The sequence below is a fragment of the Bacteroides stercorirosoris genome, assembly GCF_900142015.1.
In the GTDB taxonomy this organism is placed as follows: domain Bacteria; phylum Bacteroidota; class Bacteroidia; order Bacteroidales; family Bacteroidaceae; genus Bacteroides; species Bacteroides stercorirosoris.
Genome location: NZ_FQZN01000005.1, coordinates 58,150 through 82,153, shown reverse-complemented (window position 1 = coordinate 82,153; position 24,004 = coordinate 58,150). Strand labels below are relative to the sequence as shown.

General features: G+C 46.7%; 16 protein-coding genes. 1 reads left to right on the top strand and 15 read right to left on the bottom strand.

The window, feature by feature from the left end; genetic code table 11:
• Positions 1-3 precede the first annotated feature (3 nt).
• The 14 genes from BUC01_RS05385 to rbsK form a co-directional block, all read right to left on the bottom strand.
• Complete coding sequence (locus BUC01_RS05385; protein WP_025830835.1) at positions 4-2,154, bottom strand: alpha-glucuronidase family glycosyl hydrolase; 2,151 nt, start codon at positions 2,152-2,154, stop codon at positions 4-6.
• A 13-nt stretch (positions 2,155-2,167) separates the two neighbouring features.
• Complete coding sequence (locus BUC01_RS05380; RefSeq protein ID WP_034524015.1) at positions 2,168-4,114, bottom strand: glycoside hydrolase family 97 protein; 1,947 nt, start codon at positions 4,112-4,114, stop codon at positions 2,168-2,170.
• 21 nt (positions 4,115-4,135) lie between these two features.
• Positions 4,136-5,257, bottom strand: a complete 1,122-nt coding sequence (locus BUC01_RS05375; RefSeq protein WP_025830837.1) for a glycoside hydrolase family 88/105 protein — start codon at positions 5,255-5,257, stop codon at positions 4,136-4,138.
• Positions 5,258-5,271: 14 nt separating this feature from the next.
• Complete coding sequence (locus BUC01_RS05370; protein ID WP_025830838.1) at positions 5,272-6,738, bottom strand: glycoside hydrolase family 125 protein; 1,467 nt, start codon at positions 6,736-6,738, stop codon at positions 5,272-5,274.
• A 31-nt stretch (positions 6,739-6,769) separates the two neighbouring features.
• A complete protein-coding gene (locus BUC01_RS05365) occupies positions 6,770-7,969 on the bottom strand; it encodes a glycoside hydrolase family 76 protein (protein WP_025830839.1) in 1,200 nt (399 codons plus the stop codon).
• Between the two features lie 1,135 nt (positions 7,970-9,104).
• The gene (locus BUC01_RS05355) at positions 9,105-10,250 is read right to left on the bottom strand and encodes a glycoside hydrolase family protein (protein ID WP_025830841.1); all 1,146 of its coding nucleotides are present in this window, start codon (positions 10,248-10,250) and stop codon (positions 9,105-9,107) included.
• A gap of 8 nt (positions 10,251-10,258) precedes the next feature.
• Positions 10,259-11,311, bottom strand: a complete 1,053-nt coding sequence (locus BUC01_RS05350; RefSeq protein WP_025830842.1) for a nucleoside hydrolase — start codon at positions 11,309-11,311, stop codon at positions 10,259-10,261.
• Positions 11,312-11,329: 18 nt separating this feature from the next.
• A complete protein-coding gene (locus BUC01_RS05345; RefSeq protein WP_073312956.1) occupies positions 11,330-12,526 on the bottom strand; it encodes a nucleoside hydrolase in 1,197 nt (398 codons plus the stop codon).
• Positions 12,523-13,557 (bottom strand): glycoside hydrolase family protein, encoded by a 1,035-nt coding sequence (locus tag BUC01_RS05340; RefSeq protein ID WP_073312954.1) that lies wholly within the window; start codon positions 13,555-13,557, stop codon positions 12,523-12,525. Before BUC01_RS05340 ends, BUC01_RS05345 begins: the two co-directional genes overlap by 4 nt.
• Before the next feature lie 37 nt (positions 13,558-13,594).
• Complete coding sequence (locus tag BUC01_RS05335) at positions 13,595-14,584, bottom strand: BACON domain-containing protein (RefSeq protein ID WP_025830843.1); 990 nt, start codon at positions 14,582-14,584, stop codon at positions 13,595-13,597.
• A gap of 17 nt (positions 14,585-14,601) precedes the next feature.
• Complete coding sequence (locus BUC01_RS05330) at positions 14,602-16,170, bottom strand: RagB/SusD family nutrient uptake outer membrane protein (RefSeq protein ID WP_025830844.1); 1,569 nt, start codon at positions 16,168-16,170, stop codon at positions 14,602-14,604.
• 11 nt (positions 16,171-16,181) lie between these two features.
• Positions 16,182-19,193, bottom strand: a complete 3,012-nt coding sequence (locus BUC01_RS05325) for a SusC/RagA family TonB-linked outer membrane protein (RefSeq protein ID WP_073312952.1) — start codon at positions 19,191-19,193, stop codon at positions 16,182-16,184.
• 116 nt (positions 19,194-19,309) lie between these two features.
• Positions 19,310-20,314: a GRP family sugar transporter gene (locus BUC01_RS05320; RefSeq protein WP_025830845.1), complete on the bottom strand. Its 1,005-nt coding sequence runs from the start codon at positions 20,312-20,314 to the stop codon at positions 19,310-19,312.
• A gap of 24 nt (positions 20,315-20,338) precedes the next feature.
• Positions 20,339-21,247, bottom strand: coding sequence for a ribokinase (gene rbsK / locus BUC01_RS05315; protein ID WP_073312950.1), 909 nt, complete (start codon positions 21,245-21,247; stop codon positions 20,339-20,341).
• A gap of 298 nt (positions 21,248-21,545) precedes the next feature.
• Between rbsK and BUC01_RS05310 the strand changes: the two genes are divergently transcribed.
• On the top strand, positions 21,546-23,087 hold the full coding sequence (locus tag BUC01_RS05310; RefSeq protein ID WP_073312947.1) for a hypothetical protein: 1,542 nt from the start codon (positions 21,546-21,548) through the stop codon (positions 23,085-23,087).
• 51 nt (positions 23,088-23,138) lie between these two features.
• Here BUC01_RS05310 and lgt read toward each other — a convergent pair whose 3' ends face one another.
• The gene (lgt, locus tag BUC01_RS05305) at positions 23,139-23,972 is read right to left on the bottom strand and encodes a prolipoprotein diacylglyceryl transferase (protein WP_369862861.1); all 834 of its coding nucleotides are present in this window, start codon (positions 23,970-23,972) and stop codon (positions 23,139-23,141) included.
• Positions 23,973-24,004: the final 32 nt, after the last annotated feature.

Here is a 24,004-nt window from a genome sequence, read left to right as displayed (position 1 = left end):
TATTTATTCGTAGCGTCCTTTCCAATCATGCGGGAAAGGAATGGTTTTATAATATTTCAATGAATGTTTGGGCTGTTCCAGATTTGCAGGGATAGGCAATCTTGAATAGTCCTGAAAGAAAAGTAGACAGCCGTCTCGCCACCAGATAGCTTCTTGTTCCTGATACTTCAATAGAGATGCGACATGATTAAAACGTTCACGGTCTATCTTACCATCCAGTTCGTTCCAAATTGTCTGCATCTGCCGAACTTCGTCCACGCCTTTGTAGTAATGATAAATTAGTTCATCCCATAAAGTCCTTCCCGAAGCCATCTTATAGTTCCAAGGAACCCGATGAAACCACAGAAGATATTCCTGAGGGCACTTCCTGATATCATCAAACATTTCACTGATCGGATTATGATATTGTCCGGTAGCTCCCGTCCCCTTGGCAGTTCTGTTTACACCGATACTGTCTCTGGTTATTTTATGATAGTCGAAAGCAGTCCATACCGGATCGTTATGCCAAGGTTCAGGCCCGTTATGTGTATCATAGTTCATGATATGATTCAATCCGAGGGGCATGGTATAGTTGACATAGGTTTCACGGGATATCATCATAATTTTCAGTACCGGAGAGATTACGCTTTTGTCATTGGAGAAGGTCATTCTCGCCCAGTCTTCCGCTATTTCGCCTGAGCTTGTATCCGGATTCCATGCCAGACGACCGAAGGCATACCAGTTGGCTTGTCCGAACAAATGTCCTGTCCAATTAAGGTCTGTACCAATATTAGGAACACCGGCGATGGCTGAAATTCCATGAGATTCCCCGTAGTTTTGCAAAACCTTTGAAACGGTAGAGCCTTTTCCATTCTCATAAGTATCTGATTGAAGGGTTTCTTCAAACAGAGTGCCCAAATATACCAGATGTCCTGCATGCCCAAGATTCTCCTGTGTTATCTGAAACTCTAAAGACAGCGGCGTATCGGGCATACCACCGAATAAAGGGTGAAAAGGTTCACGCGGCTGAAAGTCTATGGGGCCGTTCTTGGGTTGTACAAAGACATTTTTTGCAAATTTACCATCCTGCGGTTTAAACTCATTGTACCCGTTTATCACACGATCTACATGACGTTCATTCTGATAGACAAATGCTCTCCAAAATACAATCCCCCCATAAGGTTCCAAAGCCTCGGCAAGCATATTCGCACCATCGGCATGAGAACAGCCGTAATCTTGTGGTCCGGGTTGACCTTCTGAGTTTGCCTTTACCAGAAAACCACCAAAATCGGGAATTAAAGAATATATTTCTTTCACTTTCTCTTTCCACCATTTTCGCACCTGAGGATCTTTAGGGTCAGCCGTATTCAGTCCGCCTATTTCTTTGGGTGCGCTAAACTTTGCTGTCAGATACACTTTTATACCATAAGGGCGGAATACATCTGCCAGTCCGGAAGCTTTTACCAGCCAATCTGTCCGCAAACTTTTAGCTTGTGCATTCACATTGTTGAGTACTGTTCCGTTGATACCGATGGAGGCATTGGCACGTGCATAATCCGTATAGCGCTGTTCCTTATAAGATGGAAGCCTTTCCCAATTCCAGATACTATACCCTGCATAACCACGTTCTACTGTTCCGTTCAGGTTATCCCAATGATTTAATACACGATACTTCAGTTTCGGATTTTCCTGAATATATAGTTTATCCAAAGACTGATTGGTCTGTATCAACCTGAGATAATGGAAAACGCCATATAGTACTCCGACATCTGTCCGGGCTGCTATAGCTATAGCCTTTTTCCCTTCTATGGTACAGTCCAGAATTAGATAGCCTTCGTCGGACAATCCGTTAATTTCGGCATAGAAATCTTGCTTCTTAAACAATGATACAGACTGAGGTGTACCAACCACCAGCATGTTATCTTCTAAAGTCTCCGCTTCTGTATAAGGCATATTTAATAATCCGGACAGACCGACCTGTAGTTCTTTCTTTGCAGCAATCAGGCTTTCTGTTTCTCCCGGGAACATAATTTTACGGCTTTTCAAGCAGTAGGACTCGCAAAGATTTCCTTTGTTTACCGGCTTATAACGTAGCCATAGCTCATAACCGTTCTCTGCATGTAGCCCTAGCGCACAACACAGCAAGAAAATCAGGTATATATTTTTCAAATTCATAGTATTGTTTTTCTTATTCGATAATACCGGCCCAACCACCATTACGAACCAGTCTCATCGTCAATTTGGTAGAATTTGTAACTTCTGCTTCTCTCTTTTTATAGTCCATAGCCTGGCGGTCTGCATTGATGCCATCTTCAAAATAAGTAAGATGTAGTTTTTTGCTTTCCGGCAGGAAATTTAAATCTATCTCAAGTTCACGTCCGGTATTGTTGGTGATAGCGCCGATAAACCATTTTTCTCCGCTACGACGGGCAATAACAACATATTCTCCTACTTTGGCATCTAATACTTTAGTTTCATCCCACACAACAGGAACACTGGCTATGAATTCTGTACAAGGACGTTCACGGTAATAATACACAGGGTTGTCGGCGAGCATCTGCAAGCCACTCTCAAACACAACAAACAGAGCCATTTGGTAAGCACGAGTTCCCGATCCCATTGCATTGGCGCGAGTAGAACGATTGTCCTCGGGCTGGGCGGAAAGCATAGAGCCGGGGGTAAAATCCATGGGGCCTACGGCATTGCGCATGAACGGCAGATATATTGAATTTGCCGGTTTACAGTTGCCACCTTGCTCCATACCCAGTACTCCTTCATATGAAAGAACATTCGGATATCTGCGTTCCAAACCTGTCGGCTTGAATGAGCCATGGAAATCTACAAATAATTTGTATTTGGCAGCTTCCTTGGCAACACGCTCGTAGTAGTTTACCATCCATTGATCGCTACGATCCATGAAGTCTATCTTCACTCCGGCAATTCCCCAATCGGCAAATGTCTTGAACAGGTTAAAATGATTTTCTACCGTCAGCCAAGTTAGCCACAATACAATTTTCACATTACGTTCCTTGCCATATTTAATCAGTTCTTGCAGGTCAATCGTAGGATTCGGTGTAAACGGGTCACGGGTGCTTTTTGCCCAGCCTTCGTCCATGATGATGTAAGGAATGCCAAAAGATGAAGCGAAATCAATATAATATTTGTAGGAATCCATGTTGTAACCGGAGCGGAAATCAACTCCATACAAACGGGCATCATGCCACCACTCCCAGCTTACCTGGCCCGGCTTAATCCAACTATAGTCTTCCAGTTCGCAAGGAGAAGAAAGGTTATATACCATCTCATTGGAAATAATATCCCTGTCATCATCGGAAATCACAAAGAAACGCCACGGAAAACTCCTTTTGCCGGAAGTCTTGGCTATATAATCGGCCTCTTTCAATATTTTCATGCTACGGTCACCGTCCTCACCAAATTCCAGCGGACACTTCGGGAAAAGCGATTGCATTCCATTGTTACCGGTACTTTTCAGGAACATACATGGATAATCCTGCAAATCGGCTTCCGATATTAATATCTTGTATTGTTTATCTGTCTCTAATAGTACAGGCAGATAGGTCATACGGTCTGTTGCTTTGTATTCTTTAGTTTGTATATGCGTATATGGATATTCGTAGGACGTTTTAAAGCTGTTCGGCTGAGACATGTGAGCCATATAGTCAGCCGGGAAATTGATTATGAAATCTTCTCCCTTTACTTCAACCTCACCTTTCTTGTCTGTTACAAAACGGTACGCCATTCCATTATCAAAGACCCGAAATTCGATGGCGTAATTACCTGCCATATTCATGCGTAACGTATTGCAATGATTCTTAACGATTGCATTTTTCAATGGGATTTCCCGTCTTATGCTTTCATCAATCTTGCCACGTTTCAAACTTCTCAGTTTCGGTTGCTCTCCTAGTACTTCATTGCCTAATGTCATAGTCAAAGAACAATTATCCAGTAATAAGTCATTGCCTGAATATACGGAGTAATATACCTTATCTTTTAATTCTATGTTCACTCTTAGTTTGCCGTCGGGTGACTGTACACTGATTTCCTTGGCAGAAACTTTTCCTCCGTACATGCACAACAGTGCTATCAGTACATGCATAAAATACTTATGTATCATTGTTTTTCTATCATTATAAGGTTATTTTTCCAAAAATGCATTCACACACCACAATACCGGAGCTTGTCCATGCATATTGCCCGATAAAGTACGGCGGTTCAAATAGAATTGACGATCGTTCGTCTTGTTGGTGCCTTCGCACACGCCGGCAATATCTCCCTTTTCGTCAATATGTCCCACTAAAGCAATCCAGGCTTTCCGAACTATGGGAGTGTAGACAGCCTCATCCAGCCACCCCTGTTTTACGCCTTTTATCATTGCATAAATGAACATGGCCGAACCGGATGTTTCCGTCCAAGTTGTTTTATCATCTACTAATTGTCCCCACAAGCCATCTTCTTTTTGATATTTGCTTAAGGTATCCATCATTTTCCGGTATGATTCCAAGATGCGGGTCCGGTTCGGATTGTCCTCAGGCAAGAGTCCGAGAAGTTCCGTCATTCCGGCTGCCATCCATCCATTACCGCGCCCCCAGAAGAATGGAACATCTTCTGCATGATAGAATAATCCGTTCGGTCGCTGTATTTTATCAAGGTAAACCACCATTTCCGCGGCAGCACGGTCTATATACCGGCGGTCTTTGGTTACGAAAAAGGCTTGAGACTGAATGGCTGATATCATAAACATATCGTCAATCCAATAGCGTGTCTGCCACGATAAACCTTTGTCCAGCAAGGCTTGATATTCTTCTTTATGTTTGGTGTTACGGGGCATTTTCCATTGTTCGTCGGCGTACCAGATTCCCATATGATAATAAATCTCCTTACCCGTCTGTGCATACAATTGCAAAGGTATCGTTCCGAATACGGTATGGTCTACATGGTCGGGTAACGGCTGCAAACGGCGTTCCGGACCGAAGATGGGCAAGAAGCGCTCTTCTAATAGTCGGAGTAGTTTCTTATTATGGGTTATGTCCGCATAGCGCAAAGCACCAAACCAAGCACATGTTTCAGGATAAGTGATTTCATTAGGGGGAGCCGGATTACCATTAAAATTGGGGTGCGGAACTTCAACAAAGCGCTTACTAACCAGTTCACCCACTGCTTTAGGAGATACGCCTTCAGGCCAATTCTTAAAAGCTTTTTGTGCCGACAGACAGATGGGTACAAAAGTCATTAAACCCACTATTATTAATTTACGCATATTTGTTTCTCCTCTTATTTGATGTTGTTCAATAATTCAAGTTTCCCTTCATTCACCAGTTTCAGAATCAGCTCTCCGAATAGTGTGTTTTGCCAGGCAAACCAGGCGCGGGTAAAGTTTGCCGGATCATCTTTATGGAAAGATTCGTGCATGAATCCGGTTCCTGCATCCGTATCCATCAGCATCTTGATACATTCTTTAATCTCTTGATCATCCTGACTGGTGAAAGCTTTCATCATGATGCTCATGGGCCATACCATATCATATCCGATATGTGGGCCACCTATTCCTTCACCGGCTTTCCCTTTGAAGAAATACGGATTGTCCTGGCTCCATACGAAGCGACGGGTATTCTGGTAGATAGGATCGTTTACATCCACATCTCCCAGATAAGGCATGGCGAGGAGGCTCGGTACGTTGGCGTCGTCCATCAGCATGTGGTTGCCGAAACCATCTACTTCGAAAGCATAGATGGTGCCGTATTTCGGGTGATTGTAGGTAGCGTATTTCTGTAGGGCAGTCTCTACCTCGTCAGCCAGTGTTGTGCACTCTTGAGCCAGAGCTCCATTTTGATTCACTGTCGAAAGAATTTCCGCAGCTTTTCTTAAAGAAGATACGGCAAAGAAGTTCGATGGAATCAGGAACTGAAATGTCGTTGCATCGTCTGAAGGGCGGAAACAGGAAACAATCAGTCCGACAGGGTTGACAGGGGAACCTAAACCATTATTGTTCAGTGTGTCGAGAGCACGTTCCGTCTTGCGTTGGAATTTGTAAGGGCCGACACCGTCTTTACGTTGTTGCTCTTTGAATGTCTTCAGTATGTTTGTGATAGCTTCCAGCCATGCTTCATCGAAGACGCTGGCGTCACCGGTTTCCTTCCAATATTGATAAGCCAGTCGGAGAGGGTAACAGAGAGAGTCTATCTCCCATTTACGTTCGTGCAGTTCGGGCTTCATATCTGTATTGTCAGACATCCAGTCGCCGCCTGTGGGACCATCGTTATAGCCGTTGGCGTATGGGTCGATGTTGATACATAGGAACTGGCGGCGGATGACACCTTCCAGCATCTTTTTCAGTTCAGGGTCTTTGTGTGCCAGTTGCACGTAGGGCCAAACCTGTGCACCGGAATCGCGCAGCCACATGGCATGAATATCACCGGTATAGACAAATGTGTCGGGCTTGCCGTCCAGCAATCGGTAGTGTACGGTTGTATCCAGCGTGTTCGGAAAACAATTCTCGAACATCCACGCCAGTTTCTGGTTGGTCAGCAGTTTCTTTACCCGCAGGATTTCGGCTTCTACGGCTTTCGAAACGTACAGTCTGTTTTTTACGGCAGGGCGGTTGGTCTTGTAAGCGGCAGTCACCTGGGCATGGTTCACAACTTTGGTGTTGTCTTGTTTTAAAGTTGGTTCCATTGCTTTGGCATTGTTGTGCATACATAACAAGGCTACGGCGCATAGACCGATATTTCTCTTTTTCATGTTTTAAAAGGTATTAGTATATTCTCATTTATTATTTGACGGCCGCAAGGCGGGCATACATTTCAACCATGGCGGCTTGGGTCAGCAACCATTTCCGGTTGTCGTGGGTATTTCCGCTGAGATCGGTGCTGAATAATCCTTTCTCATCCCGTGCATGTTCCCAGGCATAGTCCAGACTTTGGTTGAAGGAATCCAGATAGGCTTTGTTCCGGTCTGCCTGGTACAGCTCGATAAAACCTCTGAGCATGACTGCGGTGAACCAGATATCGCCTTTCTTCAGGAGTTTGATGGTTTTGCCCTGCTCTGTTGCATAATCCATGAAGAAATAGTTGTGACATGCCCGGGCGATGTTCTGAGCGTCGGTCAGATAGTTTTTGTCACCTGTCAGTTGGTAGAGTAGGGCGGCTGACTGCATCATCTGACCACTGTTATAGGCAAATTTGGCTTTACCTATTTTTCCGTCTAGGGCGATGTTATCGAAGTACAGGTAATCGGTGGAATCCTGCAGGTTCGCTTTGGTCCATTCATAAAGGTGCTGCCCTTTTACGAAATAGGTGCTGTCCTTTGTGGCTTTGAAGAGTTTCAGTGCGAGGACCGAACCGGGAGCATTCGAGCAGGTGTTTTTGGATTCTTTCTTTTGCTCGCACCAGTAGATGCCGCCTCCCAGGTTACTGTCCATACCGCTTTCTATGAAGTTCCAGATAAGTTGTGCTTTCTGGAGATATTTTGCTTCTTTGGTAAGCGTGTAAACATCGGTAAAGTCGATGCCCAACCAGACATTGTCATCATAGAAACGGTCGGATTGCGCTGCGCTGTTGATGTATGAAGCGTAGGCTTCGGGAGTTCTCCGGGTGTCGAAATATTCTTCCAGTCCTACTAATACTTTATTATCGAGCAGCGATTTGTAGTTTGCATCGCTTGTTGTCTCCAGTAAAGCGTTTACGGCAGAGAAGGTTCCGGAATAGGGCCATAAATAGGAATACAGGTTAGGCATATTCTTCTGCTCTTCGGATGCCAGGTAGGTTGCAGTATAATCGCCTATGTTGGAAGGATAATTTTCACGCAACAGGCATGTGCCGGAGACTGAATAATTCTGGTACAAGGAATCCAACGTTTGCTTGGCTCGTGTCAGGGCAAGTTCATTGCCTACGAGGGCTTGTTTTTGCGTATCACAACCTGTTATTGCCAGTACGCATATTAATAGACTGAAAAGCGCTTGTTTTGAATTCATCATTCTTAATTTTGATTGTTATATTGTATGTTTCTCTTTTTTCTCTTTTAGAAAAACAGGTAGTAGCTGCGACTACCTGTTTTTGTTTTCCTGTTCTGAAATCTTTCTTACCTATGTTTTTATCTTACCTATCTCTTCAATCAAGGATACAAATGAAATCTTTTTCTGCTTGCAAAGGTATGCGCAAATGTGGGAAGAGGTATATGAATTCGCGACATTAATGTATGGATGCAGGCAATGTCATAAATACAGATAGATATGTCACAAAACCGTAAAAAGAAGAGGAACAGCCCGTTATGTTTCTGCGGGGCTGTTCCTCATGCTTTCTGTTTTTACTGTTTTTCCATTCGGTCAAGGAGGATAAAAGTCTACGTTCTATCATAAAAGCTTAAGTGTTTATTTTTCAGTATAAAGATAATGATTTTGTAATGAAATGGGGGGATGATTCCCTGTTATTTGTAATAAAGTGGGGGTAACTTTGCAGGTATTTTGTAATAAAGTAGGGGTAACCGGGTAGCTGAGAGAATAAGACTTGTGAAATATTGCTGAGTGCTTTTCAGTCTGCTTCAAGGATAAAGATATTGCTGTTTTGCTGACATAAAGATGTAATTTCGTATATTCTGTTGACGTAGCTTTGGATTGAATTACTCCTTTTAGCGCAATCCATCGTCTCTTTTCGGGAGATAAATCATCTTTTTGTCTGCAATACACCATCTATTTGCCTTGAACGGATGGTCTTTTCAGACAAAACAGATGATGTATTCAGGTAAAATACACCATCTGTTTTTCGGTAGGGCTACACCTTTTCCCAAAAAGGGTGTAGCCATTTCCCTGAAAGGGTGATACCATGTGGATGAAAGGGTGTAGCCTTACCGGAAACATGTTTTATTTTCTTCTGGTTGAACGGATGACGTGATAACCGGCAATCCCACCTTTTGTCAGCATTCCGCCCGATATCGGGCTTTAAAACACTAAAAGAGGATAAATCTTTCCATGATGTTCTTTCAAAAGTGCTTTTCCCCTTCTTCCTGCGTTTCTGCAAAATGAAATCCTTGCGTTTTTTTCTTCCTTCCTTATCTTCGGGCGGAAAGAAGGCATTCTCGCGTGATGGGATTATCAAATTGTCAGATTGACATTATTTGCTTTTCACCACCTTGCTCTTCCAGATATGATATGTCCATTCGGCATGGCTGCTGCCCGAAGGTTGTACGTCAGGTGCCGCCTTGCTGACTGTAAAGTAGAAAGCCGGTTCTTCCCAATCCTGTAAGTGCCCGAAGTTATCCCGTAATAAAGTTGCGTTATGATTTCTCGGGTAACCCGTATCGTCGGGAGTAATCCGGTATATGGGTGTCCAACTGCCGCTTTGGTTCATGAAGTCGGAGAGGTTCATGTAGTCTATTTCCAGCGCGCTGTTCAGATAAGCGGGGTAATCGTTGGGCATAGGTTGCACAGGGCGTATCATGACTATTTTATCCGCATCCTGGTTGATGGCGAACTCGGAATTGCAGGTATAATCCCTCGATTGGTTGTCAATAGCCAGCAAGCCGCTTTGAACGATGGTCATGGGAGTGCTGATGGTATAGCTATCCATGTTGCTGAAGTCAGCTTCGGCCCACGCTATCCGCGTGCCGCCAATGTCACCGATGGTGTAAGTCAGCAGTACCTTCCCTTTCTTGTCGAGAGATACTACGGATGGCTGGCCTACTCCCCACGATTTTCCACCGCCGCCAATTTCCTGGTCACCGTCGTCCGACCATGTCTTTCTTACAATCTGTTTCGGATATTTCACCCAACTATCGGCATCCAGGCTGTTACTGAATGCCACACCGATTTCATTGTAATACACTCCGTACATATTGCTCAGGAAGAACATGGCATATTTGTAAGTCACGTTGTTCCAGCTGAAACTGCCCTCGATGACGGAAGGGTCGCAGGTGTGATGGTCGTCCCATGTGCCTGCGATGCCCGGTTGCAGCACACTTTTGGGAGCAGTTTGCGAACCGTCCGGATTGATTTTTATATGGAAGATGTTATCAACCATAATCTGGTTCTCCGGGTTGCCGCAGAAGAACAGGTGCACACTGCCGTCCTCTTGTTTCAGTGCGCTTGGACAATAAGAATATTTACTCTCTCCCGTGAAACCGAAGACGAATTCCGGTTTGCTGATGGTTATGGTAGGAGTCGGTTCGGGAGGGGTAACGGGCGGTTCTTCTCCCGGTGTGCTGTCCGAACAGGAGCAGAACAGGCATAAACCGATAATATAGAATAGATACTTAGTCATGACATTGATTATTTAGTGAAGTGAGCCGGTTGTTTGCTAACCAGTTTGACAAAATGTTGTTTGATATTCTCAGCCTGGGCGGCATCTACCGTGAGGTAGTAGCGGTTTCCGGTTGCATCGGGAGTAAATTCCGTAGCCCCTTTGTCCGTTACGCTTATCTTGCCTGCGGGCGAAACCGTGAAGTAGGAAGGTCCTTCAACAGAATAGAGTACTGAGGTCAAATCCCATGTCGGACGGTCGTATGGCATTTTTTGATAACTCTTGTACGCTTCCACCATCGGATGCATCGGTGCCCATTGGAAATCGTTCTCGATGCTGGTGGCAGGATAGTTGATGGCGATACCTACCTCGAAAGGCGAAGTCACCAGCGTGGTGGGCCATTCCGTAAACACTTTCTTTGCTGCCGGAATATCTTTCACAACGTTGTATTCGTACAATTCGGGATTGTTGAAACATCCTGCCATAGTGCATAGCAGTTTCACTTTCTTGGCAACCAGCTCTTTGCCCGTCAACGATGAGTATTCGTCGGCCGGAGTGTCCAGCAGGCGTACAAGGTTGGTAGAGAAACCTACGGAGATGATCGTGACGGAACTGTCCGGTTGTTGTGCCAGCAGCTTGCGATAGAGGGCGGGAGCTTCCGGCAGTTGGTCGTAACCACCTTTCAGCGAACGTTTGAATGTCGGTTTGCTGTTTTCATCCTGTATCAGACATACGGCTTTGGCATAGTTTGTGGCGTCATTCTCGCAGTTCGCCCCATTGTGCAGGATGCCGATGGGAATTTGGGGATAACCGTACCAAGTGTTCATGATGTCTGTGTATTCGGCCGGGTAAGTGCCCTCCTTGTTTATCATGATACCCAATAAGTCGATGTCTCCCGCATCCAGATATTTGTAGAGCATATCCAGTGCCAGGGCATCGTCCACATCATTGCCGATGTCCGTTTCCAGGATAATCTTTTCCGCGCTTGAAGCAACTTCCGTTTTCTGCTGTTTCCCGGAGGAGGTGCAGCTCGACAAGGCCAGTAGAAATAAGCCTAATAGATAAAGTTTGTTCTTGGTCATAACATTATGTTTTAGAAGTTAATTATTCGGTGAAATGGAAATGTAGAGTTCGGGAATCACTGCTTGAAGTGCTTTCTCGTTCTCATTGGGGTCTGGGCGGTAATATATCTCTTTATTGCCGGACTGCTTTCCGGTGTATGAGAATTGAAAACGCCCGTCATCTCTTATCTCATCCAGACGGCAAGGGCGCAACTCGTTCTTAATGAGCCGGTCGCCTTGTTTTGTCTCTCCCTTTCTGACGAGGCGGTATTCCCCTTCGGGCGTACAGACCACCTCCCTTCCTGTGGCTTTCAGCCAGATGGCGCTTTCCCATACATGAAAAGGTTTAGGGTAGCGGCTGATGTCCATATTTGCCGGATATCCGGCATCCATTGCGCGGAGGAAGTCGTATTGCAGTTTCCGGTTAAAGGCAAAATCCAGATACCGCTGCAACCGGGGATGCATTTTGCGCGTAAACTCCATATCGGGCAGTTGCCAGTAGGTGTTGTTGCAGTCCTTCACGAAGCCACCGTCTTTGCCTGCGCAGGGATAGATGGCTACCGGAAGGTCCGACTTCAGTATTCTTGTGAAGGCAAATACATCCAGCGCTACATTCCATTCTCCGCCGGGGATGGCGTTGGCTCCGGCGTCGCTTCCCAGTTCGTGGTTCTTGCTTGCCGTGCCTGCACTGAGGTGAATCTTGCGTATCTTCTTTTTCAGTAGTGCGGGGTTGCGGTTGTAGGCAACCGCCAGTAGCCTTGCCGAACCGAAAGAGAGGACTTCTACCGGCTCTTTACTTGCTTTCAGCACGTCAGCCAGCAACCGGATGGCTTCCTGTTCATAGTCGGGAAGGTATTCCATCTTGTCCTCTTCCGATTTCATCATGGACAATGGTCCTATACCGTAGGGGACTTTCTTGTTGAAGATATAGCTCAATTGCTCCACCGGGATGATACCTGCCTCCCTCGGTCCGCGCGAATCCCGCCATAGGGTAGGGTGATCGGCGGTATCTTTACGGAAAGCGTCGGTGATGTCCAGAAGTACGGCTTTCAGATCTACGTCGGGCAGGCCGAAGCCCATAATCAGATCCATATTATCCCCCGGGTCTTGGTAGGGGTGATACAGGTCGGTGATTACTATCACGGGAGTCTTCTGCTGCTGCCCTGCCGCTTGCCCGCAGGGGAGGGCAAGGAGCAGCAGGGCGAGCCATACTGTTTGTAGCGCTGTCTTTCTCATTTGAAGTAACTTTTCAGATTGAACGTAGCCGAATACAGGTCATAAGACCATAACCAGTTCTCTCCTGTCATGGCGGGGGTGAAGTACATCACCAGTTCGTCATCACTGAGCATATAACCTTTCGTGTCCGTCAGGATGCCCGGGTTGTGGTTTCGCGGGAATCCTGTCTCTTCCGGTCCGGCATGTCCTATCTCTATCCAACCGTCCTTGTCTCCGGCCAGGTCTTCAGTTCTCGGCTTGTACGCCAGACGGCATACATCGCCTACCCAGGTGGGTATTTCCTTGATGGGAGATACGCGGGTTTCGGACACCATATAGATGTACTTGTCGGACATGGCGGGATAACTGTTGGCGCTCAGGAAGGGGATTGACTGTTCCTCGCCCAATACGATGTTATCCAGATCGTTCAGCTTTATCTCGCGCATGCAAAAGGGGCCGTTCTCCGTGGTGGAGTGATAGAACAACTGTATGGTGGCGGAGTCCTTGACGATGGTGGTGCTTTGTCCTACACCCCATTTGGTGGTGTCCTGATAGGCAACCAATGGGTTTTTGTCGAACTTGATATAAGGGCCTTCAATGTTCTTGGAGATGGCGAGTCCTATCTGGTTATGGTTGCAGTCCCAACGGTCTACGCCGAGGTAGGTCATAATCCAGTTGTAGGTTTCCCCTTTGTAGGTCGTTTTGAATTCGCGGACGTCGGGGTCGCAGATGTGGCAGTTGTCCCAGCCGCTTTCAGAGGGTTCGATAATCTGTGTGCCGGGTTGCCATACGTAGCCTTTCTCCGTAGGGATGCCTTTATACAGATAAACATAGTCCACTATCTTGAACGGGTCGCGGTTCTCGCAAATGAACCCGTAGCGGATGCCGTATTGGTCCTGGATGATGCTCGGAGCATAATTATAGTGTCCTGCGCCACCGCTGAACTCATACCGGATTTGCGGTGTGAGTGTCTGCGGGCTGTTGCCGTCATTGTTCTTACAGCCGGAAAGGGCGAGCAGGGCAAGGCATATATAGGTCTTGTAGCTGTTCATCTTCTTAGAATTAGTTTGTTAATGAATGAGTTACAAATCAATCCTCAACTTGTATGTTTTTGACAGGGCGTATCATGGCTGCGCGGGCCTTTTGACCATCGCCCCAGCCCCATGTGTCCCGGTAACCGCCTGAGTCTCCCAATGACATTCCGCCATGTGTGGCGCTCAATGAATTGGCACTGCGCACGGCACAGAGCCATGTGCGGTCCATCATTCCGCTTTCACTTCTCCAGCCGCTTTGGGGCAGGAAGAGGCAGCCTAGTTGTTTCAGGTTGTCCTTGGTGGCACGTTTGGCGGTGGCTTCATCTACTCCGATAATGATTCCGTCAACCTTGAAGCCGGTTTGGGCGGCTGTCACCCATGTTGCTCCTTTTTCCCATAGGGCTGCCATTTCTTGTGTGGTGGGCACGCGCCAGCCTTCGGGTGAAGGATCGTTCTCCGTCAGCCAGTTGGTGTTGTCGTTCGTATAGTCGGCGGGCCAGTTGGCCGGTGCGGGGTCGTCCTGCGGGCCGGTGGGATAACCCACTTTGCGGTTGAACTGATACAACTGTCCTATCTCGTCGGGAGAGCTTACGAATGTTCCGGGAGAGCCTATGTTCTTGGTAGACCATACCATACCGTTTATCAGTATTTCGTCTTCGCCCAGTACCATCGTTTCTTGCAGCACTCTGGACTTCAGCGTCTTGTTGCCGCCGCTTACTTCGATGAGGAGGGAACGGTTTTTTACGAACGAGGTACTCGGCTTCACGGTGAGCGTGATTACCGTCTTGCCTGTGCCCGATGTTGCACTCAGTGTGCACCAGTCTTGTGCCGAACTGTTGGATTCGGTTAATTTGGCCGTCCAGGACTCATTGCCGGTGACTGTCAGCTCGTAGGTTCCGCCATCCGCGCTTACCGGTATGGCTACCGGATTGATGGCAAATTCATTGGGATTGCTTCCGATCACATAGTCGGAATTATCGTCGCATCCCCATAAAGTCAGCAGTGATATGACTGCTCCTATCAATAAATATCTTGTTTTAGTCATAACTCAGATGTCTTCGGTTAATATTGGTCATTTTGTTTCAGATTCGGATTGTTATCCACTTCGCTTTGCGGTAAAGGCATGCGGATGGACTTGCCGATGATGAAGTTGTTGAAGTCGCTGTCGCGGGCTTTCAACTCGTTCAGAGTGTTGGTGTCATTGATGCCCCAGCGTTTCAAGTCAACCCAGCGTACACATTCCATGGCAAGCTCAAGGGCGCGTTCAATCTTCAGATGTTCGCGGAAAGCGTCTTTATTGCCTGTTATCTGGCTGCCATTGTAGAAAGAACTGTCTTCTATGTCGGGCAGGTTTACACGGTTGCGCACGCGATTGAGGCATTCGATAGCTTTGGCAGACGGGGTGGCACCCAGTTCGTTGAGTGCTTCGGCGTAAAGCAACAGCATGTCGGCATATCGCAATGAACGGAAGTTGTTGTCGTTCCAGTAATACAGCGGGGAGGCATCGGTGCTGTACTTTTTGATAAACACGCGGTTACCCCAATCGCTGTTCCAGGGCTTGCCGTAAATCAGCTGGTTCGCATATTCGGGGAAGTCGGATGCGGCTCCGTCGTACCAAAGGGTGTAGAACAGGCGGATGTCATTCTTCCCGTCTGTGGTTTGTTCGCGTTTGTAGTAGTCCACCAGCCAACGTCTTGCTTCGATGTTGTTCCAACCGATTCCGGTGGGGGCCTGGTTCATCTCAATCTGTGTGCCCAACTGTGCGTTCGGGTCCAGGTAGTTGTCTGTTTGGTCGAAGCCTACCCGGTTGGTCAGTGAGAAGTGGATTTCATATAGCGACTCCTTGTTGTCTTCCGTCTGGTTACTGAAGTTGTCAGCCCAGTTGGGGACGAGGTCGTAGTACCGCTTTCCTTCACCGTCGATGAGCCATTCGAGACATCTGCGGGCATCTTCCCATTTATGGTGCTGTGCATAGGCTTTCGCCAGTAGTCCGTAGGCGGCACCTTTTGTCGGGCGGCCGTAGTTATTGGCGTCGCGGGTGGCGGGCAGTTTGGTGACGGCATCTTCCAGGTCGGTTTCTATCTGGGTGAGCATTTCGTCCGCACTGGCTTGCATGGGCTTGTCGGCGGCTGAAGAAGTCTTCAGGACGATGGGAATGTTATCCCAAAGGGTGGTCAGATAGAAGTAGTAGAAAGAACGCAGAAACTTGGTCTGGCCTATCAGGTCGTTTTTGTGCGTTTCGTCGGCAAACGTAACATTATCGATGTTGTCCAGCACCTGATTGGCACGGAAGATGGCGGTGTAGTGTTCCCGGTAGATCTTGGTATTTGCCTCTCCGAAGTTATAATCGGTAAAGATGAACTTGGTGTACTCGTTCAGTTCCGTCCATCCGGCATAGCTGACGCCTTCGTCGGCCATGCCTATCATCTGTGTATAGATATTGCGGGTCCATGTTCCCTGGCGATAGAACATGCCATATACGGATATTACACCGGCCTCAATGTCGGATTCCGTCTTCCAGTATACGCCCGTACTGAGGGTGTTCTCATTTTGCAGGTCGAGCAGGGAAGGGTCGCACGACGTGAACAGCGCTGCTGCGCCGCATAATATATATAGAGCTATCTTTTTCATATCGGCAGTATTTAGAATGTGAATGATAAGGCAAACTGTACGGCACGCGGGTTGGGGAACGAGCAATAGTCTGCTCCCATAGTGAAGATGCCGCTGTCTGCAAATTCAGGGTCAAGTCCGGAATATCCGGTGAAAGTAACCATGTTCTGCAGGGTGACTGACGCACGGAGTCTTTCCAGACCGATTTTCTTGATGTAACGGGCAGGAACCGTATATCCTAAGGTAATGTCGCTCAGACGGAAGAACGAACCGTTCTCCAACCAGCGGTCCTGGTCGCTTCGGCTGTTGCGGGAATCTCCGTATACGATGCGCGGACGGTCGTTCACCGGGTGTTCCTGTGTCCAGGGAATAATGCCGTTGAAGTTGTTCTGGTTGTTGGCGAAGTCACCGGCTGCGGCTGCCGAGCCGTTCCATACTTCCTGTCCGAAGCGGCCGTAACCGCTGATGCTCAGGTCGAAACCTTTATAGGAAGCACCAAGATTTAAGCCGAGTTCGAGCTTAGGCCACGGATTACCCACTTTCTGGCGGTCTTCGGATGAAATGATTCCATCGCCGTTGTAATCATCGTATTTGATATCACCGGGGCGGGCATTCGGCTGAATGACTTTGCCTTCGGAGTTTACATAGTTCTGTATCTCTTCTTCGGACTGGAAGATGCCGAGCATCTTGTAGAGGTACCACATACCGAGAGGCTGTCCGACTTCGGTTATTGCGAGCGTGGTATATGTAGGAATCTTCTTATTCTGTTTCCCATATCCCAGATCGATAACTTTGTTCTTCAAGTGGGAGATGTTTAATGAGGCTGAGTATTCAAATTCACCGACCTTATCATTCCAGCCTACTTCAAACTCGACTCCTCTGTTCTCCAGACTGCCGGCATTGACAGCCGGTGCACCGCCTTCGTTACCTGAACTCATCAGGATGGGCAGGTAGACAAGCAGGTCTTCGCTTTTGGAGTAGAAATATTCGGCCGTGAAGCGGAGGCGGTTGTTGAGGGCGACTAAGTCGAAACCTACGTTGGCGGTTGTCTTCTTCTCCCAGACAAGGTCGTTGTTGCTCAACTGTGATTGCGTCATACCAATCAGGATGTTTTCGGGGCTGCCGATCACTGCACGCGGAGCGGTGTTGATGACCGATTGGTAGTCCCAGTAGCCGATACTGCTGTTGCCGAGTGTACCGTAGTTGGCACGTATCTTCAAATCGTCAATCCAGGGCACCTGGAAGAATTTCTCTCCACTGATACGCCAACCCAGTGAAACGGAGAGGAAGTTTCCCCAACGGTCGTTTTTGGGCAGACGAGAAGTGCCGTCGCGGCGGGCGGTCACCTGTGCCAGATATTTGTCGGCATACGAATAGTTGATTCTTCCGAGGTAGGAAATCAGGGCAGATTCACCATAATTACCGCCTGCGGTGGTGTTGCCGGTGGCGGCGTCGAGTGAAGTGATGTATTTGTCGCCTACCATCAGCGGGTCTAATTTCGTTATCCAGCGCTTTTCTTCGTGGAATTTGTTGTAGGTGATACCGAACAGAGCATTCACATCGTGCTTACCGAATTTATGCTTGAAGTTATAGGTTTGCTCAATCAGTATGTCATGATTCTTGGCACTGTCGTAACCTAAGTGTGCCGCATCGTCTCCTTGTCCCATTGTCCAGCTTCCTTTCTTGCGCAATGAGTTGGTGATACCCATATAACTCTTGTAGGCAACATTCAGTTTGGCGTCGAACATCCCGAAGAGTGATATCTGTCCGTAGATATTTCCTGTCAGGTACTCTTCTTCGTTGTTCTGCACATACAGGTTTTGCATGGCTACGGGGTTGAGGCCGTATGTGTTCGCGCGGTCTACGTCACCATATCCGTAGCCTCCGGGATGTGATTCATCATATACCGGAATCGTCGGGGCTATGCCGATAAAGTCACTCCATGGATTACCATTCAGGTTTTTCCGGTCCGACTTGGTGTAGTAGAAGTTCTCTCCATAGGAGAAGATACCCTTCTGGCCGCTTGTGTTGATGCGGAAGCCGTATTTGTCATACTTGGTATTCAATAGGGCGCCGTCGTCGACCATGCGGTTCAGTGAGGCGTAGTACTTCACCGTTTTGGAACCACCGGACAGAGAGACGTTGTAGTTCTGCAAAACGCCGGTGCTCAGCATTTCATCCTGCCAGTCGGTATTCCCGTCGTAGTGGTTCTGACGTTTGGTAATGCCTGAGACGCCTGCCAGTATGGCTTCGTCGTAGGCGCGGTCGTTGTAGATTTTATATGTCTCGGCATCCATCAGGTCGTAACGGGGCAGCCAGCTCAGCGTCAGTTGGGAGTCGAATTTTACCTTCAACTCACCTTCTTTACCCTGTTTGGTGGTGATGATTACAACGCCGTTGGCTGCACGCGATCCGTAGATGGCCGCTGATGAGGCATCTTTCAACACCTGGATGGATTCGATATCTTCCACATTGACACCCAAGTCGCTGCCGCCATAGGCACCGTCGATGATGAACAGCGGGTTATTGTTCGTCAGACTGCCTAAACCGCGGATTGTGATGTTGGCATTGGAGCCGGGCTGACCGCTGCTCGTAATCTTTACACCGGAAGTCAGACCACGCATAGATTCCACTACATTGCCCGAAACGCGTTCGGCCAGAGCATCTTCCTTGACGGTAGATATGGAACCCAGCAAATCTTTCTTCTTTACAGTACCGTAACCGATGACCACTACTTCGTCCAGTAGTTTGTTTTCGGGCTCCAGAGTGATGTTGATGACGTTGCCGGTGCCCACTTTCACCTTTTGTGTGGCAAAGCCGATGAAACTGAACTCAAGGGTAGTGCCTTGATTGACTTTAATCTGGTATTTGCCATTCATATCGGTGGTGGTACCGTAAGTACGGTCGCCGTCTTTTGCCAGGATAGATACTCCGGGAAGTGTCTCCCCGGTGTTATCATTTACAATACCTGTGACATTGACTTGTGCATACAAGTCGAACGAACACATGCATAGACAGAATAATATTGCTTTAATTAGTCTCATGTATTAAAAATTTTAGGTTGAACGAAAATGTATATTTAGTTCAGGCAATTTCCTCTTTCACTCGATGAAAGGTAGAAAAAGAAAGCATTAATTTATGAGATCGAGTGAGAGCCGGATTAATTGGCTCCGGAGATGATAATTGCTCCTAAACCGGATATAAACAGAACGAACATGCAAGCCAGAAGGATATTTACCGTCCGTGAAGAGCCTTTGAACTCTTTCCAGATGAATATGCCCCACAAAGCTGCAATCATAGGCGCTCCCTGTCCCAGTGCATACGAGATGGCCGCCCCGGCTTTCCCTGCTGCAATGTAACTCAGAGCCGTACCTAATCCCCAGATGGCTCCTCCCAGCACTCCGACCATATGTGTGCTGAATTTGCCTTGGAAGTACTCTTTATAGCTTACCGGAGTACCTACAAACGGCTTCTTCATCACGATGGTGTTGATAATGAAATTGCTTATGAAGATACCTATTGCGAATATAAAGAATGCCGAATACGGAGTAGCCATTGCGGGAGTAGGCGACTCAAAGTTATTTAAGTCCATGGCAGCGGCAACGAACCGGTAGAAGAAGGACATCAGTACACCTGCTATGATGGCGATAAGAATTCCTTTCTTATTCGTACTGCTTCCTTTCTTATTCATCTTTCCGGCAGCTATGGCATTGAAAATAATGGCCAGTACCACCAGCGCCACACCACTGAAAAGGATTACCGCATCACCTTTGGGCTCGCCAAAGTAGTTGACGAAAACCCCTAATACCAATGCTATGCCAACTCCCAGAGGGAATGCTACCGTAAGCCCGGCCATCGAGACGGAAGCTGACAGCAGGATATTGGATAGGTTGAATATAACCCCTCCTGCAAAAGCGCTTGCATAGTTCTCCATACTGATCTGTTTCAAATCTTCAACGAAACCGCGTCCGGCATCTCCCGTACTGCCCAGCGTGAATCCTAAAAGGAGGGAGAAGACCAGGATACCGATAACGTAATCCCAGTAGAACAATTCGTAACGCCAGGTCTTCCCGGCAAGTTTCTGTGTATTACCCCACGAACCCCAACAGAGCATCGTGATAACGCAGAAAATAACGGCTAATGAGTAACTGTCTACAATAAACATGGTATCAGAATTTAAAGTTATTATTTATAAAACATCTATTTCTTTGCGATAGGGCAGGGCGGACTGTGCTCCCATGCGGGTCACTGTGATGGAAGCGCACTTGTTGGCAAACTTCACGGCATCCAGCACATTCATATCTTCGGATAAAGCAACGCACAGGGACCCGCAGAAGGTGTCTCCGGCAGCCGTGGTATCCACTGCTTTCACTTTGGGGACGGAAACCTCGTGGTATTCGTTGTTTTCTTTAATCAGGGCTCCTTTGGAACCCATTGTAATCACGACAATGTCCACTCCTTTGGCACTGATGATATCCGCAGCTTTCCGGGCGCTTTCCCAGTCGGTCACTTTGATTCCCGAAAGGATTTCGGCTTCCGTTTCGTTGGGGATAATCATATACAGGTTTTGCAGCAGCTTGTTAGAGAGCGCGCGGGCGGGTGCCGGGTTCAGGATAACCTTGATGCCCTGTTCGCTTGCTATCTGGGCTGCGTATTCCACTGTTTCTATGGGAATTTCCAGTTGCATCAGCAGGATATCTCCTTTCTCGATGACGGGCTGTGCTTTCCGGATATCTTCAGGACTCAGTGAACCATTGGCTCCGGAGGCGACAGCGATACTGTTTTCTCCGTTCACGTCTACCATAATCAGTGCCACTCCGGAAGGGAGGGTGGGGTCTGAATAGATATTTTCAACGTGGATTCCTTCGTCTTCGTACTGCTCTATGGAACGTTTGCCGAATAGATCGTTGCCGGTCTTGGCTATGAAGTACACATTTCCTTTTAATCGGGCAGCGGCTACAGCCTGGTTGGCCCCTTTACCTCCGGGGTTCATCATGAAACTGCCGCCCATTACTGTTTCTCCGGGAACGGGGAGGCGGTCGGCTTTGATGACCATATCTGTATTACAACTACCTATTACAATGATATTCTTGCTCATGGCTATTAATTAGTTTAAGATTAAATAATTCGGAACTGTGCTTTCTTTTTCTACGCCAAATGTATGCGATAGATAATTCATAAGCAAACAAAATGTGCACAAATATAATACTGGTAAATTTATATAATATCGTTGATGTAAGTGTTAATTGATTGATATATAATGAATTTTGTGTATATGTATATGCGTAGTTTTAATATTTGTAATATAGCTAAAGCTTATATTATTCCGCGAAAAGATTGTTTCCTTTTGTTTTTTTCTCTACCTTGCTTTCGTTATTTCAAAATCTACTAATGCTATGCTAAAGTCCGAATCGCTTATCCAACTGATAAATAGTCTCACGAAACAAGAGAAGAAAGAATTCTCTATCTATATATCCAATAAGCCGGAGAAAGACTATATCTTCCTTTTCAGATTGATTGATGACAAGAAGATCAGTGACCCTGAAGAACTGAAACAGTGTTTCCTGAAGGCAAAGCCCACTTCTTCTTTCAATACAGTGGTTATTTACCTGTTCGATCTGCTGATAGAGATATTGACGGAGTTACGGACAGAGCAGGATAGCTATTATCTGCTGTTCAATGAGCTGCTGCATGCCAGGGTGTTGTATGAGAAATCAATGTATCAGGAGTGCTTCCAGGTACTGAAAAAAGTGAAGGAAAAAGCTGTCTATTATGAGAATCATTTTGCACTGCTTGTGGCGCAAAGGCTGGAACTGAATTATCTCTTGACACTGGATTTTGAAGAGGTGGATGAAAAGAAGCTCCTGAACAAGCAATATAAGATGAATAATACCCTAAAGAATATCAGGCAGCTGAATGAACAGTCTTCATTGTATGAGTTATTGAAGTTGAGAATGCTTAATAGGGGAGCTTCACGATCATTGGAGGAGACTCAGAAACTGGATGACCTGGTGACCAGTGAGATAAGTATCGTGGCCAGTGCAGGCGTCGAGAACTTTGAGATAAAGAAGAATCACCAGCTTTTCCAGGCCAATTACTTTGTGACGGTGGGAGATTACAGAGCTGCGTTCAATTCGTTTGTGGAACTGAACAAGTTGTTTGAAGAGAACACCCATCTTTGGAATAATCCTCCGGTATATTATCTGATGGCGGTGGAAGGAATGTTAGAGAGTCTTCGCATCATGCACAATTATGAGGGTATGGATTACTTTATAGGGAAGTTGGAGAAACTGTCTTCGCCGTCATCGAGTTTTCAGTTGAATGTAACTTATGTGATATTCATATACAGGTTATTCTCCTATATCGATAGGGGAGAGTTTGAGCAGGCTGGTTTATGGATTGCTGAACATCAGGCTTCGCTGATTGACAAAATGGCCTTATTAAAAGAACAGCAACAGGCGGAAATGTCCTTGTATGTCGCCTTGATTCATTTGGGGAACGGAGAGTACAGGAAAGCCCGGAAACGGTTGAGTACGACTATCGGGCGAGGACACTTATATTCTCTGCCGCTGTTTCGCACCATTAGGATCGTGAATGTGATGATTCATTATGAGTTGGGGGATGTAGACTATATCCAGTCCGAAGTTCGCTCTATCAAGCGGGAAATGTCCAAAAATAAAGGGTATAATCTGAAGGTAGAATCTTTTCTGCTTAAATTCTTGAATTACTCTTTTGTTGATACAGACCGGAAAAAACGAGCGAAAATATGGGAAAGTATGGCGGAGGAAGTTCACGCTTTGTATGCGGATAAATATGAGACTCAGATTTTGCGTAAGTTTGACTTTGTGGCATGGGTTGAGGCCAAGATATTTGAAGTTCCCCTAAGTGATATTCTGAAGCGGGAGCATGCCTCGAAGAGTAAGTGGCAACGTAAATAGTGTGAATGAGGATGCATCAGAATCGTGTCTGATACATCCTCATTCTTCTTTTTATTTCTGTGCTTTCTTCTTTCCGTAGAAGAACATGAAATACACTCCTATGATTACAAACGGAACACTGAGCCATTGTCCCATATTCAGTGACATGCTATTCTCGAAATCTACTTGGTTCTCTTTCAAGAACTCCACGAAGAAGCGGAATACAAATATTTCTGTCAGACAGAGTCCGAAGAAGAAACCACGATGTAGCTTCTTGCCGTAATTCTTATACAGGAAAATCATCAGCAGGAAGAAGATGAAGTAGGCGATTGCCTCGTAAAGCTGTGCCGGATGCCGGGGAAGCATATCTACCCGTTCGAATACAAATGCCCAAGGCACATCGGTTGCTTTACCGATAATTTCAGAATTCATCAGATTGGCAAGACGGATGAAGCAGGCGCAGATAGGAGTTGCCACGGCAATCATGTCCAATACGTCCATATAGTGCATTTTCATCTTGCGGCAGTACATCCACAGGGCTATCATCAGCCCCAGCGTGCCTCCATGACTGGCGAGACCTGCATAGCCGGTCCATTTCCAGCCTCCATCGGGCAGGAACTGTATAGGCAATATCATCTCCCAGAAATGATGAAGATAGTATTCCGGCTGATAGAACAGGCAATGTCCCAGGCGTGCTCCGATGAGGATGCCGAAGAAGCAATAGAAGAACAGCGGTTCGAACTTGTCATCGCCGATTTTTTTGTCTCTGTACTGGTAGCGGACTACGAAATAGGAGCATGCGATGCCAATGACCCACAACAGACCGTAGTAACGAACGGGTACATGACCGAAGAGGTTGAACAGTTCGGGGTTGGGGTTCCAGTTGATGGTTAATAATGAGAGCATATTTTCAATTATATTGGTTTATAGATAAGTTT

Bases quoted from the DNA above. Each gene is read 5' to 3' on its own strand.
- BUC01_RS05385 (WP_025830835.1), bottom strand. From the start codon at position 2,154: ATGAATTTGAAAAATATATACCTGATTTTCTTGCTGTGTTGTGCGCTA.
- BUC01_RS05380 (WP_034524015.1), bottom strand. From the start codon at position 4,114: ATGATACATAAGTATTTTATGCATGTACTGATAGCACTGTTGTGCATG.
- BUC01_RS05375 (WP_025830837.1), bottom strand. From the start codon at position 5,257: ATGCGTAAATTAATAATAGTGGGTTTAATGACTTTTGTACCCATCTGT.
- BUC01_RS05370 (WP_025830838.1), bottom strand. From the start codon at position 6,738: ATGAAAAAGAGAAATATCGGTCTATGCGCCGTAGCCTTGTTATGTATG.
- BUC01_RS05365 (WP_025830839.1), bottom strand. From the start codon at position 7,969: ATGAATTCAAAACAAGCGCTTTTCAGTCTATTAATATGCGTACTGGCA.
- BUC01_RS05355 (WP_025830841.1), bottom strand. From the start codon at position 10,250: ATGACTAAGTATCTATTCTATATTATCGGTTTATGCCTGTTCTGCTCC.
- BUC01_RS05350 (WP_025830842.1), bottom strand. From the start codon at position 11,311: ATGACCAAGAACAAACTTTATCTATTAGGCTTATTTCTACTGGCCTTG.
- BUC01_RS05345 (WP_073312956.1), bottom strand. From the start codon at position 12,526: ATGAGAAAGACAGCGCTACAAACAGTATGGCTCGCCCTGCTGCTCCTT.
- BUC01_RS05340 (WP_073312954.1), bottom strand. From the start codon at position 13,557: ATGAACAGCTACAAGACCTATATATGCCTTGCCCTGCTCGCCCTTTCC.
- BUC01_RS05335 (WP_025830843.1), bottom strand. From the start codon at position 14,584: ATGACTAAAACAAGATATTTATTGATAGGAGCAGTCATATCACTGCTG.
- BUC01_RS05330 (WP_025830844.1), bottom strand. From the start codon at position 16,170: ATGAAAAAGATAGCTCTATATATATTATGCGGCGCAGCAGCGCTGTTC.
- BUC01_RS05325 (WP_073312952.1), bottom strand. From the start codon at position 19,193: ATGAGACTAATTAAAGCAATATTATTCTGTCTATGCATGTGTTCGTTC.
- BUC01_RS05320 (WP_025830845.1), bottom strand. From the start codon at position 20,314: ATGTTTATTGTAGACAGTTACTCATTAGCCGTTATTTTCTGCGTTATC.
- rbsK (WP_073312950.1), bottom strand. From the start codon at position 21,247: ATGAGCAAGAATATCATTGTAATAGGTAGTTGTAATACAGATATGGTC.
- BUC01_RS05310 (WP_073312947.1), top strand. From the start codon at position 21,546: ATGCTAAAGTCCGAATCGCTTATCCAACTGATAAATAGTCTCACGAAA.
- lgt (WP_369862861.1), bottom strand. From the start codon at position 23,972: ATGCTCTCATTATTAACCATCAACTGGAACCCCAACCCCGAACTGTTC.